This window comes from Sulfurovum sp. TSL1, from assembly GCF_019972135.1.
GTDB lineage: Bacteria > Campylobacterota > Campylobacteria > Campylobacterales > Sulfurovaceae > Sulfurovum.
On the sequence record NZ_BPFI01000001.1, the window covers coordinates 389,393 to 404,041 of the forward strand.

The following is a 14,649-nucleotide window of genomic DNA, read 5'->3' on the forward strand; positions in this document are numbered from 1 at the left end:
CAATCTTTAAACACAATTTTATGAAAAGACTCTATAATTAAAACTATAAGGAAGGTAAGATGGAAGCTGGCTTATTACTCATTTTCTGGTATGGCATATTACATGCATTCGGTCCTGATCATCTTACCGCCATTGCTGATTTTTCCATAGGAAAAGATAAACCAAAAACCTTGTTGATCACGGCACTCTTTGCCGTAGGTCATGGCCTCAGTCTTTTTATCTTTGCAAAAATACTTCAACATACTGCATTATCTGAAGAAATTTTAGCCTATGGAGATATGATCTCCGCCTTAGTGATCATTGGTATAGGTATCTATTTGCTTCTTATGGTCTTTACAGATCGTATTCAACTTCGAAAACATACCCATGGTAAAAAAGTGCATATACACATTTGGTTCGGAAAATCACATGAACACCATGCTATAGAGAACAGTTCTTCATTTTCACTGGGACTTTTAATGGGAGCAGGAGGTGTGAGAGGTATGCTGATCACACTGGGTGCTGTTCAGGGTGGCAGTGTAGATCTATCGATGGTAGCTCTTTTTACACTGGGGGTCATGCTGGTATTTTTTGCATTTGGACTGTTGATACTCTATATCAATCAAAGCTTTTTAGGTACTCTACAAAACGTAAGAAGAGCATTTGCAACGGCCGGTTTGGTTTCACTGCTTGTAGGAACCAATATATTATTAGGATAAAGGAAAAATATGTGTACAGATTGCGGGTGTAGTATAACAGAGAGTGTGATGGAACACAGCCATGAGGGGAATGGTCATGAGCATTCACATCAGCATCAAAAAGCACATGAGCATTTACATCACAACCCTCAGCTCAATGATGCCAAGACCATCTCGGTCATTCAAAAGATCCTGGATAAAAATGACCATGAAGCAGAGCATAACAGACAACATTTTAACAACAAGGGTATCTTGGGTATCAACCTTATGAGCAGCCCGGGAAGCGGGAAAACCACACTCTTGGAGCATATGGCAGATGTAGCAGATTTCAAATTCGGTGTGGTTGAGGGTGACTTGGAAACCAGTAAAGATGCCCAGAGGCTTCAAGCAAAAGGCATTCCTGCAATGCAGATACAGACTGGTTCAGCGTGCCACCTGGATGCTTTTATGGTGCACAAAGGTCTGCATGATATGCCACTGGATGAGTTGGATGTATGCTTTGTGGAAAATGTAGGGAACCTGGTCTGTCCTGCCTCATATGATGTGGGTACACATTTGAACATTGTACTGGTCTCTATACCCGAAGGGGAAGACAAGATAGCCAAATACCCAGTCATGTTCCGTCAGGCAGACCTTGTTCTCATCACGAAAACAGACCTTCTTCCATACTTCAAGTATGATATTGAAAATGAAAAAGCCCAGGCCAGACGCATCAAACCCAATGTGGATATCCTGGAGGTCAATGTCAATGATAAAGAATCTATTCGTTCCGTTGTAGAGTGGATCAATTTCAAACGAAAAATGAGAGGATAATATGTGTCTCTCCATACCCTCAAAAGTGGTTGAAATCGATGAGTGCAATATGGCCACGGTCGATACCATGGGGATCAAGCGTCATGTCAGCCTTGATCTCATAGCGGATGAGATCCATATAGGAGACTACATACTCATCCATGTCGGTTTTGCCATGAACAAAATAGATGAAGAGGAAGCGCTGCAAAGTTTAGAGCTTTATCGAGAAATGCTTGAAGCCATGGAAGAGGAAGAGAGACGTCAGGTCATTGAATCTGATGATAATTGTGAGAATCGGACCCAAGCATGAGTGAACTTCAGCTTAAAGATCTGTATGACGGCTTTCGAGATCCTGATGTGATCAAAGCCCTGGCTAAGAGCATTATAGATGAGGCAAAGCATTTAAAAGAACCGTTAAAACTCATGGAAGTCTGCGGCGGGCATACCCATACCATTATGAAATACGGCCTCAAGCAGCTGCTTCCTGACCGTATAGATTTTATACATGGTCCTGGCTGCCCGGTGTGTATCATGCCAAAAGAACGCATCGATCATGCCATTACCCTGGCACAGATGTCAGATACCATTTTACTGACCCTGGGTGATATGATACGTGTACCGGGATCTAAAAGTTCTTTGGCTGTGGAACGGGCCAATGGGTATGATATACGAGCACTTTATTCTCCTTTGGATGCGCTCAGGATCGCACGTGAGAACCCGGACAAAAAAGTTGTTTTCTTTGCCATAGGTTTTGAAACAACCACCCCTATGACAGCAGCACTTCTTGAGCTGGTGGAGAAACAGGGTATCACTAATCTCTATTTTCATATCAATCATGTGCTTGTGCCTCCCGCAGTGGATGCCATCATGGCAGATGGTCAGGCAAAGATCAATGCATTTATAGGTCCTGCTCATGTCAGCGTGATCAGTGGAGCGAAGATCTATCAGCCATTACCGGAAAAATACAGTACACCTGTGGTTGTCAGCGGATTTGAGCCTATTGATGTCTTGCAGAGTATTTTGATGATCGTGAGACAAAAGAATGAAGCACGCTGTGAGATGGAGATTCAATACAGCCGTTCTGTCACACTGGAGGGCAATACTAAAGCACAGGAAATGATCGAAAAATTCATGGAACCCCGTGTACATTTTCGCTGGCGCGGCATAGGTGACATTCCCTATAGTGCATTGGCTTTAAAAGCACAGTATGCTGCGTATGATGCCGAGAAAATATTTGCCGATATTCTTCCAACAGAGCCTATTGATGATCATAAACTCTGTATATGCGGTACCATACTCAAGGGATTGGCCAAACCGAATGACTGTCAAGTCTTTGGAACGGCCTGTACGCCAAATACACCTATGGGAAGCTGTATGGTAAGCTCAGAGGGTGCCTGTAATGCCTACTACCGATATGGAGCCATTAAATGACACGTCCGAAACAGATACAGCTAAGCCACGGAGGAGGAGGCGAAGAGACCAACAGTCTCATACATGATCTCTTTTACCATCATTTTTCCAATGATACACTGCTGGCTGCAGAAGATGCTGCCGTTTTGGATGTCAAAAACAAGATCGCTTTCACTACAGACAGTTTTACCGTAAGTCCGATCTTTTTCAATGGCGGTAATATAGGGAAACTCGCCATAGCCGGCACGGTCAATGATCTTGCCATGATGGGCGCGAAACCGCTTTATCTCAGTGCATCCTTCATCATCGAGGAAGGGTTTACTTTTGCTGACCTTGAGAGTATCGTCAAAGCCATGGCAGAGGAGCTTAAACACTCTGGGGCAAAGATCGTCTGCGGCGATACCAAAGTGGTTCCCAAAGGTGCTGTTGACAAACTGTTTATCAATACCTCCGGCATAGGGGAGATAGAAAAAGAGGGGATCTCAGCGAATCATCTCCAGGAGGGAGATGTCATTATCGTTTCAGGTGATGTGGGACGGCATGGTGCAGCGATCCTTATGGAACGTGAAGGATTGGGGATCTCCGGTGACCTGCAAAGTGATTGTGCCACACTGTGGCCGGCAGTGCAAGCCTTGATCGATGCAAATATTTCTATCTCTGCGATGCGTGATGCTACACGTGGAGGTCTTTCAGCCGTATTGAACGAATGGGCTGAACAAAGTGCAGTGTGTTTGGAAATAGAAGAGTCAAGTATACCCGTTGATGAAGCAGTACAGGGGATATGCGAGCTGTTTGGTTTTGAAGCGTTTGATTTTGCCAATGAGGGTACCTGCATACTGGCTGTCCCCCAAAAAGATGTACAATCGGCTTTGGATGCTCTGCATGAAGTAGAGGTCACAAAGAAGGCGACGATTATCGGTCAGGTAAGCAGAAAAAAAGAGGGCAGAGTGATCCTTCATTCTGCTTATGGAAGCAGCCGTTATCTTGACTTGCCTAAAGGCGAACTTTTACCCAGGATTTGCTGACGCATGCATGAATACTCCATCGTCCAGGCTCTTTTAGATCAATGTGAAGCACATGCCAAAGCGAATGATTCAACAAAAGTCACCAAAGTAGTAACCAAGATAGGAAAACTCAGCGGTGTGGAACCGCATCTGCTGGAAAGTGCTTTTGAAACCTTTAAAGAGCATACCGTCTGTGACGGAGCAGAGTTTGTCATGCATCTACAAGACCTTAGGCTCTACTGCAATGCCTGCCAAAAAGAGAGCGAGCAAAATGAAGTACGGTATCAGTGTCTCCACTGTCAAAGTACAGAAGTATCTGTCATTGACGGTGAAGAGATGTATTTAATGACACTGGAGATGGAATAAGCTGCACGATCTACAGAAAATGTATCCAAAAAGATCGGGCCACCGTAACGATCAGTAAAATACCCAAGATGTTAAAAACAATACCGTACGTTGCCATGGTTTTGACAGAAACTGCCCCTGAACTCATCGCTATCGCATTAGGCGGAGTAGCAATAGGAAGCATAAATGCATAGGAAGCACAGATCGTCGCAACCATCATGATCAATGTTGCATCGATACCCGTTTGTTCTGCCACCTTGTAGAGAATAGGGAGCATGATAGAGATCAGTGCTGTATTGCTGGTGATCTCTGTAGTAAAGGTGATCATCACAGCAATGATGAGCAAAAAGAGCATCATAGGCATGTTCGCAAAGCCCATAAGATGGGAAGCGATCTCTTCGGCCATGCCTGTCTGTGTGACCGCTGCTGCGATCGCAAAACCTGCACCAAAAAGAAACATAATACGGTAAGGGATACTGTCTTTGTCACTCATCCAATCCAAAATGGAAAAAGGCGGGGCAAAAAGGAGCAGCCCGGCTGCAAGCAGTATACCGGGTTCACTCAATCCCAATCCGTTATAATAGGGTTTGATCGGAGCATTCACCAAAAGAAGTATGATCAATCCGGAGATAAGATAGACGACTTTCTTTTGATCCGCATTCAGTGTTTTGTTGCTGAGATCTGCTTCGATGTACAGGTTTTTAACACCCAATCCCAGTATAAAAGCCACCACTACAAACATCATAAGAACCAACGGTAACACCATATATATCCATTGTACAAAAGGGATAGGTTCCATCCCCATCTCATTCATGATCCCCAGAAGTATAAGGTTGGGCGGTGTACCGATAGGGGTCAATATACCCCCGATGCTTGCCCCATACGCTATACCCAAAGCAAAACGCATTTTGAGTTTAGGATCATCAGTCAAAAAGAGTGCGATAGGAAGCAGGAGAAGGGTGGTCGTGGTATTGGAAAGTATAGAGCTTAAAAGCCCCGATGTGATGATCAAAGCAAAGATAATACCTCTGACAGAACTTGGGAAAAGATACAACATTCTACTTGCTATCACTTTGTGAAGACCTGTTTTCTCCACGGCGATCGCGATCAGAAAACCACCCAGAAAAAGGTAGATGATAGGATTGGCATAATTAACTGCCGTCTCTTTGGTAGACAATATACCCGCCGCTGGGAAAAGAACAATCGGAAGCAGTGAAACCACAGCCAGAGGCAACCCTTCATTGGTCCACAGTGTGACCATCAACACGATCACTGAAACCATGAGGGACTGCTGCAGTGTAAAAAATGCGATCATCATTCCAAATGCGATCACACCCAATAAAAATGCCATGAATATTTTATCTGTCTGTCTAGCCATTGATGTTCTATATCCCTTTTATTATCAACTTGTAGTTTCATTGTGCCTCAAAAAACTTAAGAGTAGTTCTCATTTTTACTTATATAGATACAAAGTGTAACAGGTGAATCTAAGTGATGCGTATAGCGCAGTATTATTCATAAAAACAACATAGTAGGGTTTACCACTTCAACAAAAAAACAAGTTTAAAACTTTACCTTTTCAGTACCATTCTGTTGGCTAATCCCTATACTTCGATGTACATTGGTCAGTGGCTTTATATGAGAATCTCTACCATATATATAGCTCTGTTCATCGACAATCACTTTGTATGCCTTATTCAGATTCAAGGCTCTGCTTGTTGAAGGGTAAAGAAGATAAGAGATATCCTCTTTGATCTTCGCTGTTGCTTCCTCCTTTAGTGTTCCATTTTGATCAAAGAACTTCTCCAATATCTCATCATTTGCTCTAAATTCATCACCTGCATGGTTGACAGAAAGATAGAGCTGATATTCATCTCGTCCATCTTTCGTCAGAGGCTCAGCGATATCTTTTAGACCGTTTGGTTTTTGACTCCAATGGTACCAACTGTTTTTTTCTAATTTTCTTTGGAAAACAAATGTACTATCTTTGATCGCACCAATACCACTGTGACACCCGATGCAGTATTGAGTCTCCTCATAATTTTGCGGTCTTAACTCCCCTTGAACATCTTCGATAAATCCCTGATAGACCCACCCTAGACTAGTTTGAAGTCCCTGTTCTGTGTCACCTATGATAGTTCTAAGTCTGTTTGGAAACGCATCTTTCTCTTTGATCTCTGCAGTAGCCGCATTTGAAAGCTGAGGATAGGTATTCCAGTTCACTTTGACACCGTAGCGAAGTTCTTTCATACGCTCTGCCATTTTGATAGAGACATTGTTTTCATCGATATCGATATAGCGTACAGAGTGTAAAAACTCTGTATACCTTGGATAGAGCCCAGGTGCAATAAGAGACTCGTTTGTTGCAAGCAAGGATTTTGCCTTTCCAACATAACTCATTGAAAAATTTTCGATTTTTCCTGTTCCACTGTTATATCTTGGGGGAATCCATCGGAAGACGATCTTATCTGCCAGACCAAGTTTTCCGTTTTGATCCAGATCCACCCTATACACATTTTCATCAACTGCAGATTCAAGCTTGATATTTTTTTCTTTGATCAGTGATTCAACAATTGCGAGATTGACTTTATAAGTTTGTAGATCAAAGACCCCCGCTTCATTTTCACGGAACACTTTTGGAAGTCGGATCAGCACATCATCCGTAGAACCGTTGGTAGGCCAAAATGTACCCAAGACCGGATAGTATGCAAAAGCTCTCCATCCAGTGTACTTTCCGCTTTTATCTTTATCAAATCCTTCATGATCGAAGTTAAAATAACAATCTGGTATATACCCGTCCCATTTCCCGTTTTCATTCGCATCCCAAACACTTGGAAGATTTTTCAGTTTTTGAGCGAGTTTTAGCTGACCATTTACATCTTTATAGTTATCCTCTCTGACATACTCCAATATCTCTTTATCACTGATAGCTGCTACTTCTTCCGTTCTGTCTTTGAACAGGTTCTTAAACCTGTTGATCCTGGTATATTCTCCAAACTCATTATTGAGTTGAAGTTCCCAGTCATTTATATAGTTTGGACCTTTGGAATTGATATGACAGCTAAAGCACGGATTATGGATATTACCGTTATTGTCCATGGTTTTAGTATAACACTGGGAAGTCACATAGGCTGCTTTATTGTTCTGTGATACAGTCACTTCAAAATCAATACCGCTTTCATCAATATGGGAAATATTTTCTTCCATTTGATTGACATGATTTGTACCAGAACTGCTATAGCCTGTCAGGTAAATGCCAAAAGCAGTCACTACAGTGATAGAGAGACCTAAAAATATATTTTTATTCATTGTGTGGATCCTTATCGCATAAAAAATACCTATACGAAACGTACATGAGATATTTTTTATACCATACGAGGCAAAAAAGGGGATTCCCCTTTTTTGAGACAATCATATGATTATCTAACTCCTTTGCCGTCACCTTCGATAAAGTCAAATGGTCCAACCACACCGATAGATGAATCTTTTTCAGCTGTGCTATCTGAAGCAAGTGCATAATCAGGATCAGATGAAGACGTTTCACCAAATGGGTGCTGTGTAGTAAGTGTCATATATCCAAATCCGTTCACATCTTTATACCAGTATGGAGAAGTTGTTTCAGAACCATAAGGTGTAGATACGATTCTAGTCAATGCACCTGTTTGTGTATTCATCGCCCATACAAAGTCGTTTGGATGTGAACCTGTATCTTCCCCGATTGCCAGTATATGTGAACCTTCAAGATATGTGACGTTGTCCGGGTTTGAGATACCATTTACATCACAGGTATAAGCAACATACGGTGATGATGCATCATAAGTCGTAGGTGTACCGGCAATGATACCTTTCATATTCATAACAACCATAGAACTGTTGATGTCCTTTCCTGTTGAATCTTTGATAGCACCTTGAACATCTAACGCATAAACTGCACCACAACTATTTCCTGTAAGTTTAATATCACCGCTAGTGTCGCTCATTCCTTTGGTTACCTGACTCATTGCAACGTAAAGCTTGTTATCATCTGCATTAAATGTGATACCCTCTTCTTTTCTGAACTCTGTCGTAGCACCAAGGTATGAAGCATATCTTCTTGTCTCCATAAATGCAGCTGCTTTCTCTTGTCCTGCAACCACTTTCAGACATTCATCTCCAGTAGCGGTTTTCGTATGTATAAAGTCTGCAGGACATCCTGTTGTCGGATTAGCAGTAGTATCATAAACAGCTGTATCAAAAATATCACTAAACATTGGTTGACCTGAAACTATAGCCTTGATTTCTGCATCTGTTGCTTTTCCAAGTTTTACCCAGCTGAGATCTGCTTCACCACCGTTTGCTGTATCAGCAGTCTGATTCCATTTTGCAGCATAAAGTGTACCGGAACTAAGATCTTGTGCTTTGTCTGCAATATACATATAGAACCCTACATTTGTGCCATCATCTGAAAGATATACTGTTCTTTCATCCGGCATTACATAAGCCATTTCCCATGCCGCTCTACCCATAGAGAAGTGTTTTGTATAAGTATATGCTGTAGTGGCACCACTACTGTCTACTGTAACTTCCGGGATATATCCATAGTAGTAAGGGTTATTATCATACATTGCATTGGCATTGTTTTCATCGTTCCAATAATATTGTGTTACTTCATCAAACCTCCCATTACCTGTAAGTTTTGTAGTCGGATCCATTATAGTTTTACGTGCATCAGGCTCATACTCTTCTGAACCAAGGTGAGTGTTCCATGGTGTCGTCATACCTGCACAGTGTACCCATCCACCAAAACCATCCTTTTGGCTGATATATTGCATTGAGTTTTCTTTCACGCTAAGCTCGCCTGTCATACTGTCCTGTGCAAGCTCCATACCGTACATCGCTCCTACTCCACACTCAAACTGAGTAACCATAAAGATTTTTCCGTCCTTTTGAAGGATCGAAGCATGGTCAAGCCCAGAACCACTTGCATTACCATTAGCTCCATCACAGATGAACGGTGAACCGTCCGAAAAATTAATTGGGTTATCATTGTGGTCTTTTAGAAGACCAAAAGTTTCTCCATTATTGATATCTCTTGCTTTAATTAGCTGAGTATAGAGAAGATCATCTGCTTCCCCATTACTATATGTTACGCTATCTGAAGTCATGATAGCCATTTTTTCAGCATCTGTTATAGGTGCAGAAACTTCACTGAAACTCTCTACCGCAACACTTGTAACACTTACAGATTCATTTGTAGTATTACTATCACTATTACACCCTGTCAAAGTACCTAATAATACTGCAGATGCAGCTAAACTTATCCATTTATTCACAACATTCTCCTTGTTTTGTTTTTTGTTGTAGGCGAATGGTAAAGTAGTTTGATAACAAATTTATATCATTATGATAACTTTTTTGTATCTAATTTTTTTGATTGTCGTATAAAATGACCAAGACACACGTTTAGATTGTAAAAGTATCTTAATGCCCGAAAAAACTCACTATTGATTTATCCAATGAGTATAGATATATTGAAAAGTGTGACTCGTATATAATAGACTTGACTAAAGTATATAAAATTATTATAATAAAATATAATAAAAAATAAAATAGGTAATGTGGTTATGAATTTTGATGGAAATATTATTGTTATTGCCAACTTAGGCGGGTTTGAAGCATATCAGGTTGAAACGGTCACAGGTATTGATCAGCAAGAAACAAGAAATGTCAGTGCCAACACGCAAAAAGTAAGAAGAAATCTCACCTTAATTAAAAAATTTGAATACATCGAACCGCATACCCATACCTCTGATGATATGAGCGACCAGTTAGGAAATCAAGGGCATAATACCGGAGAGCAGCATAACCGTTCATTAGAAGCAGAACGCCGTGCTATGCAACAGATCTCTGAGGATATTACTGCATTGATCTCGAATACCAATCCAAAGAAATGGCATCTTGCTTTTCCACAGGAAAATTTGAATAAAGTTACTGAAATGATCGATACTAAAACCAAAGGAAAGCTCGGAAAGAGTATTGGAAAAGATCTGAGAAATGCACATGTGAAAGATCTGTTATCTTTTTTTGAATAGGTTTCCATTCTTAATACTTTGATCATGAAGTGATGGTAGGCCGTAGTGTTCAATGTATACATGGTGATATCATTGCATGACCTGGAGAAACCGCTACAATCCCAAGACTACATTCAATGCATCATAAAGACCTCGTTTATACTCTGTATCATCAAGACAATCATAACGCTTCAACTGTTTTGATATCTGCTGCTTGAACTCTTCACCTATCTTCTTCTCTTCCTGCAGGTAATAGTAAGTAAGCTCGGTAAGGTATTCCAGAGCGGTTAATCTCCCTTCTCTATACTTATCACTGATATGAAGTGTCGCAGTGTTGAACTTATACAGTGTTAACTCATTATAGCAATGCTTACTGACCGCTTCAAGCAGTTCCTTAGATGTAGGTTTCATACGCATATTCTGACAGAAAAAAATGGAAGAAGTTGAAAGTATGTCAAATTGTCATAGAAAATAATAGGGATAAACAGCTCATGGTATTTTTGATAAGTCAATGGCGAAAAAAGTGCTACAATAATAGTATAGATGTAATGCTGAATTTCAGCCTCTGAAGTGCCTGTGTGAGGGCTAAGATCAAAAATAGGAGAGAAAGATGGACAGAAGATTTGTATTAACCGGTTTGATGTATGCCATTGTCGGATTGGCACTCGGTATCTACATGGCAGCATCCAAAGATCATGGTCATTTGGTAACGCATACACATATCCTGCTTATAGGGTTTGTCGTCTCATTTATCTATGGGGTGTGTCACAAACTATGGCTCAATAATCTGATATCAAAACTATCTGTTGCCCAATTTTATATTCATCAGGTCGGAACACTTGGTGCTGTGATCGGATTATTTTTATATTATGGAAATTTTGTTTCCCTTCAAACTATTGACCCTTTTTTGGCACTCTTTTCTATCACCATATTTATAGGAATGATCCTTATGACAGTTCTTTTCATTCAATCATCTAAAACTATATCGAAAGATGCTCAAGTAAAATAGGTAACGATGCTTTGATAATGGTCGAAGAAGAAACATCATAAAAAATAATGTCAAAAAAATATCAAAGATAAATCATCTTGCTAATAAAATAGGTAATATAATTTAAAAAAAGGAACAGAAATGAAAAGAATACTACTCGCAGGTATACTCGTATTAGCAATGGGTGCCTTTGCACATGCAGAATCCGATGAGTTCGATGATGATCTGGGTGAAGATCTAACAGATAGAGAGATCGTCCAGGATTTTATAGATGATTGTAACAATCATGGGGACTATTACGGATGTTTTTCAGCCGCAATGAAATATGAAAAGGGTGAGGTATTGGAAAAAGATATTTCAAAAGCGATCGAGTATTACGAAAAAGCCTGTAAACTTGGTTCTAAAGAGGGCTGTAAAATGGCGGAAAAGCTTAAGACAAAGTAATTCAATTCTCTAGATTAGGAGGATAAGATAAAAATAGTTTTTATACAATCGCTCCACATTTTTATTCTATACTATGATGTATAAAACGAGGAGGAACAATGAAAAAAATGATGATGACGGGGTTGCTGTGTATCAGTGCATGCATGCCTTTACAAGTGTCCGCACAGTCTTTGCTGGAAAGAGTGGTGGTAGATGTGATCTTGGGTGTGTATGATAAACCGCAGTACCGTGATAACAGACCTTACTACTTTTACAATAACAGATACTATTATGGCGGTGACTGGAGAAACGGATACTACTACTATGAGGGTAGAAGACTAAGCGGTGGCCACTATTATGAAAGAGGATATTACGACCACTATAATAGAGCGTATGATAGACCACACTACCGTGATGAGAGACCGTATTACTTTTACAATAACAGATACTACTATGGTGGTGACTGGAGGAACGGATACTACTACTATAAGGGTGAAAGACTCAGAGGCGGCCACTACTATGAAAGAGGGTACCAAGAGCACTATAGAAAACAAAAGCATCCAAACCATAAGAACGGCCACTACAAACATAACAAGCACTATCGAGATAATGACGGTCATAGATATAGAGAGTATGACGATCATAAAAAATATAAAAAGAACGGAAAGCCAAAGAAACATGAGAGATAGCTCTCTTGTTTCAAATTGAATTTAAAGACGTTGATTCACACTATTCTAAATAAGTTTAAATAACTATCTTATTAGAAGAGGATCAAAAATCCCTACTTGAAAATCGGCATTCCTTTTGTTGATTTTTTCTTCTACTCTCAAGAATGAAAACCCTTTCTACACACACATTACACCTACTGTTACTATACTTTTAACATAAGAATGTTCATAAAGGATAGAAAATGGATTTTATCGGACATGGTTGGGGTATGGGTTTTGGTATGTGGTTTTTACCGGTATTGCTGATCATCATTGTCATCTATTTTTTAAAAGATAACAGTAAAAATGAAGAAAAACACTCTTCTGCACAGGATATACTTGATAAACGCTATGCCGGTGGAGAGATAGATACAGAGGAGTATAAAGAAAAGAGTGATGTCCTCAAAAAAAGAAAATGACAAATATGACTGTGTGTAGTAAGTGACTGGAGATGTGTGATGGAGAACAAGATGAATTTATTTTCAGAATTAACCATAGGAAAGAGCACTTTAAAAAATAGGATCATCATGGCGCCTATGACACGATGTAGAGCGGTAGAGAAGAACTGTGCCAATGATCTTATGGCTACCTATTATGCCCAGAGAGCAAGTGCAGGGCTTATCATTACTGAGGCATCACAGATATCTCCTTTGGGGGTAGGGTACCGAAATACGCCTGGTATCCATACTGATGCACAGATAGAGGGATGGAAAAAAGTCACTGCAGCAGTACATGAAAATGGTGGGATCATCTATCTGCAATTATGGCATGTGGGCAGGGTCTCCCATTCCTCTTTCTTAAATGGCCAACTTCCTGTAGCGCCATCGGCTGTAAAAATTGATGGCAAACATTATACCCCTGAAGGCATGCAGCCATATGAGACACCAAGAGCACTAGAGGTTCATGAGATCAAAGAGATCGTAAAAACCTATGCGCAGGCAGCTACGAATGCCATGAAAGCGGGTTTTGATGGCATAGAGATACATGGAGCAAATGGCTACCTGATAGACCAGTTCATCAAGGATGGCACCAATAAGAGAACCGATGCGTATGGCGGAGGTATAGAAAACAGAAGCAGATTTCTCTTTGAAGTTGTTTCAGCTGTCTGTGAGGCTATAGGCAGTGAGAAAACAGCTCTTAGACTTTCACCCAGCGGTACATTCAACAGTATGACCGATACCGATCCCCATGGAGACTTCACCTATATTTGTAAAAAACTGAATGATCATGATCTGGCATATCTACATGTCATTGATGCACTGGATGAAGATATCAGACACGGTGCCAATGTAGTGGAGCTTCAAGCACTTCGAAATGCATACAAAGGGATATTGATCACCAATGGTGCATACGATAAATCAAGAGGTAACGAAGCCATAGAGAACAATCTTGCAGATGCTGTTGCATACGGTACATTATACATTGCAAATCCTGATCTGCCTAGACGTTTTGAAATTGATGCGCCTTTGGCTACAGCGGATCCCCATACATTCTATACACACGATGAGAAAGGGTATACAGACTATAAAAGTTTGGAACGTTAGATATGTTTTCTTCCCTATTAAAGCCTTAAGTCTGTACAGATACAATAATGAATAAACATATACAACTTTAAAGGGACACTTATGAAAACCATTGGCATCCTTATGTTCGTCATCTTGGCTATCCTTCTTATTTTTACCGGTCGTGAGGATACACAGGAAGTGGATACAACTACTACACAAACACCTCAGAAAACCTACCTTGATACCCCGACAAATACCTACAAAAGGCAAGTGGAAGCGCTGAGTATCTCCAACACCCTGCAAAACCCTGTCAATAGCTATATGGACAGTCGTGTCGATGCGATAGGCAATTCCAGAAAGTCGGTCAATGTGGCTAATAAAAGGATGAAAGAGCAAGATAAGGCCATGGAAGATTTCATAAAATAATATTTAACTTTTTTTTCATATGTATTGTACTCATACCAAACAAATTAAATGATATAATTACTAATGATAAAACTAATTTTATTACTATTATCTATTTCATATACATACAGTGCCTACGGATTGATGATACAAGGTACACAAAATGCAACGGCCAAAGATCACAACTTAGGGGGATTTGGACAATTGCGATATACCTATTATAAAGGTGATATTTATAGACTCGATGGGATCAATAAAACACCTTTTTCATTCAACAGACCTGATCTGAAAAAGCAAGAGACATGTATACTCTCTCGTTTAAGAGCTGGATTAAAAGGATGAG

The 14,649-nt window shown here is 40.2% G+C and carries 18 protein-coding genes; 14 read left to right on the forward strand and 4 right to left on the reverse strand.

Annotation, left to right across the window (positions count from 1 at the left end; translation table 11 throughout):
* The first annotated feature begins 59 nt into the window (after nucleotides 1-59).
* The 6 genes from LDM98_RS01930 to hypA are packed head-to-tail and all read left to right on the forward strand — an operon-like array spanning nucleotide 60 to nucleotide 4,249.
* The gene (locus LDM98_RS01930) at nucleotides 60-698 is read left to right on the forward strand and encodes a hypothetical protein (protein WP_223897653.1); all 639 of its coding nucleotides are present in this window, start codon (nucleotides 60-62) and stop codon (nucleotides 696-698) included.
* A gap of 9 nt (nucleotides 699-707) precedes the next feature.
* Nucleotides 708-1,490 (forward strand): hydrogenase nickel incorporation protein HypB, encoded by a 783-nt coding sequence (gene hypB, locus LDM98_RS01935; RefSeq protein WP_223897654.1) that lies wholly within the window; start codon nucleotides 708-710, stop codon nucleotides 1,488-1,490.
* 1 nt (nucleotide 1,491) lies between these two features.
* Nucleotides 1,492-1,779, forward strand: a complete 288-nt coding sequence (locus tag LDM98_RS01940) for a HypC/HybG/HupF family hydrogenase formation chaperone (RefSeq protein ID WP_223897655.1) — start codon at nucleotides 1,492-1,494, stop codon at nucleotides 1,777-1,779.
* Nucleotides 1,776-2,900 (forward strand): hydrogenase formation protein HypD, encoded by a 1,125-nt coding sequence (gene hypD / locus LDM98_RS01945; protein ID WP_223897656.1) that lies wholly within the window; start codon nucleotides 1,776-1,778, stop codon nucleotides 2,898-2,900. The genes LDM98_RS01940 and hypD overlap by 4 nt, the downstream gene beginning before the upstream one ends.
* Nucleotides 2,897-3,904, forward strand: coding sequence for a hydrogenase expression/formation protein HypE (gene hypE, locus LDM98_RS01950; protein WP_223897657.1), 1,008 nt, complete (start codon nucleotides 2,897-2,899; stop codon nucleotides 3,902-3,904). Before hypD ends, hypE begins: the two co-directional genes overlap by 4 nt.
* A gap of 3 nt (nucleotides 3,905-3,907) precedes the next feature.
* The gene (gene hypA, locus LDM98_RS01955) at nucleotides 3,908-4,249 is read left to right on the forward strand and encodes a hydrogenase maturation nickel metallochaperone HypA (RefSeq protein ID WP_223897658.1); all 342 of its coding nucleotides are present in this window, start codon (nucleotides 3,908-3,910) and stop codon (nucleotides 4,247-4,249) included.
* A 10-nt stretch (nucleotides 4,250-4,259) separates the two neighbouring features.
* Here the strand turns inward: hypA and LDM98_RS01960 are convergent, their stop codons facing one another.
* The 3 genes from LDM98_RS01960 to LDM98_RS01970 all read right to left on the reverse strand — a co-directional run bounded on the left by LDM98_RS01960 (nucleotide 4,260) and on the right by LDM98_RS01970 (nucleotide 9,540).
* Nucleotides 4,260-5,606 (reverse strand): DASS family sodium-coupled anion symporter, encoded by a 1,347-nt coding sequence (locus tag LDM98_RS01960; protein ID WP_223897659.1) that lies wholly within the window; start codon nucleotides 5,604-5,606, stop codon nucleotides 4,260-4,262.
* Between the two features lie 185 nt (nucleotides 5,607-5,791).
* On the reverse strand, nucleotides 5,792-7,537 hold the full coding sequence (locus tag LDM98_RS01965; RefSeq protein ID WP_223897660.1) for a hypothetical protein: 1,746 nt from the start codon (nucleotides 7,535-7,537) through the stop codon (nucleotides 5,792-5,794).
* Nucleotides 7,538-7,647: 110 nt separating this feature from the next.
* Nucleotides 7,648-9,540, reverse strand: coding sequence for a PhoX family phosphatase (locus tag LDM98_RS01970; RefSeq protein ID WP_223897661.1), 1,893 nt, complete (start codon nucleotides 9,538-9,540; stop codon nucleotides 7,648-7,650).
* A gap of 291 nt (nucleotides 9,541-9,831) precedes the next feature.
* Here LDM98_RS01970 and LDM98_RS01975 point away from each other — a divergent pair, with 291 nt between their 5' ends.
* Nucleotides 9,832-10,299: a host attachment protein gene (locus LDM98_RS01975; protein ID WP_223897662.1), complete on the forward strand. Its 468-nt coding sequence runs from the start codon at nucleotides 9,832-9,834 to the stop codon at nucleotides 10,297-10,299.
* Nucleotides 10,300-10,392: 93 nt separating this feature from the next.
* On the opposite strand, the gene LDM98_RS01980 is transcribed toward LDM98_RS01975, so the two are convergent.
* Complete coding sequence (locus LDM98_RS01980) at nucleotides 10,393-10,689, reverse strand: hypothetical protein (RefSeq protein WP_223897663.1); 297 nt, start codon at nucleotides 10,687-10,689, stop codon at nucleotides 10,393-10,395.
* A 199-nt stretch (nucleotides 10,690-10,888) separates the two neighbouring features.
* Here LDM98_RS01980 and LDM98_RS01985 point away from each other — a divergent pair, with 199 nt between their 5' ends.
* From LDM98_RS01985 to LDM98_RS02015, 7 genes are all read left to right on the forward strand, one after another.
* Entirely contained in the window at nucleotides 10,889-11,287 is a 399-nt protein-coding gene (locus LDM98_RS01985) for a TonB-dependent receptor (protein ID WP_223897664.1), read from the forward strand.
* Nucleotides 11,288-11,407: 120 nt separating this feature from the next.
* Nucleotides 11,408-11,710: an SEL1-like repeat protein gene (locus tag LDM98_RS01990; protein WP_223897665.1), complete on the forward strand. Its 303-nt coding sequence runs from the start codon at nucleotides 11,408-11,410 to the stop codon at nucleotides 11,708-11,710.
* A gap of 98 nt (nucleotides 11,711-11,808) precedes the next feature.
* Nucleotides 11,809-12,378, forward strand: coding sequence for a hypothetical protein (locus LDM98_RS01995; protein ID WP_223897666.1), 570 nt, complete (start codon nucleotides 11,809-11,811; stop codon nucleotides 12,376-12,378).
* 221 nt (nucleotides 12,379-12,599) lie between these two features.
* On the forward strand, nucleotides 12,600-12,815 hold the full coding sequence (locus tag LDM98_RS02000; RefSeq protein WP_223897667.1) for an SHOCT domain-containing protein: 216 nt from the start codon (nucleotides 12,600-12,602) through the stop codon (nucleotides 12,813-12,815).
* Between the two features lie 51 nt (nucleotides 12,816-12,866).
* Entirely contained in the window at nucleotides 12,867-13,940 is a 1,074-nt protein-coding gene (locus LDM98_RS02005) for an alkene reductase (protein ID WP_223897668.1), read from the forward strand.
* Between the two features lie 81 nt (nucleotides 13,941-14,021).
* The gene (locus LDM98_RS02010) at nucleotides 14,022-14,327 is read left to right on the forward strand and encodes a hypothetical protein (RefSeq protein WP_223897669.1); all 306 of its coding nucleotides are present in this window, start codon (nucleotides 14,022-14,024) and stop codon (nucleotides 14,325-14,327) included.
* Nucleotides 14,328-14,390: 63 nt separating this feature from the next.
* Complete coding sequence (locus LDM98_RS02015; protein ID WP_223897670.1) at nucleotides 14,391-14,648, forward strand: hypothetical protein; 258 nt, start codon at nucleotides 14,391-14,393, stop codon at nucleotides 14,646-14,648.
* Nucleotide 14,649: the final 1 nt, after the last annotated feature.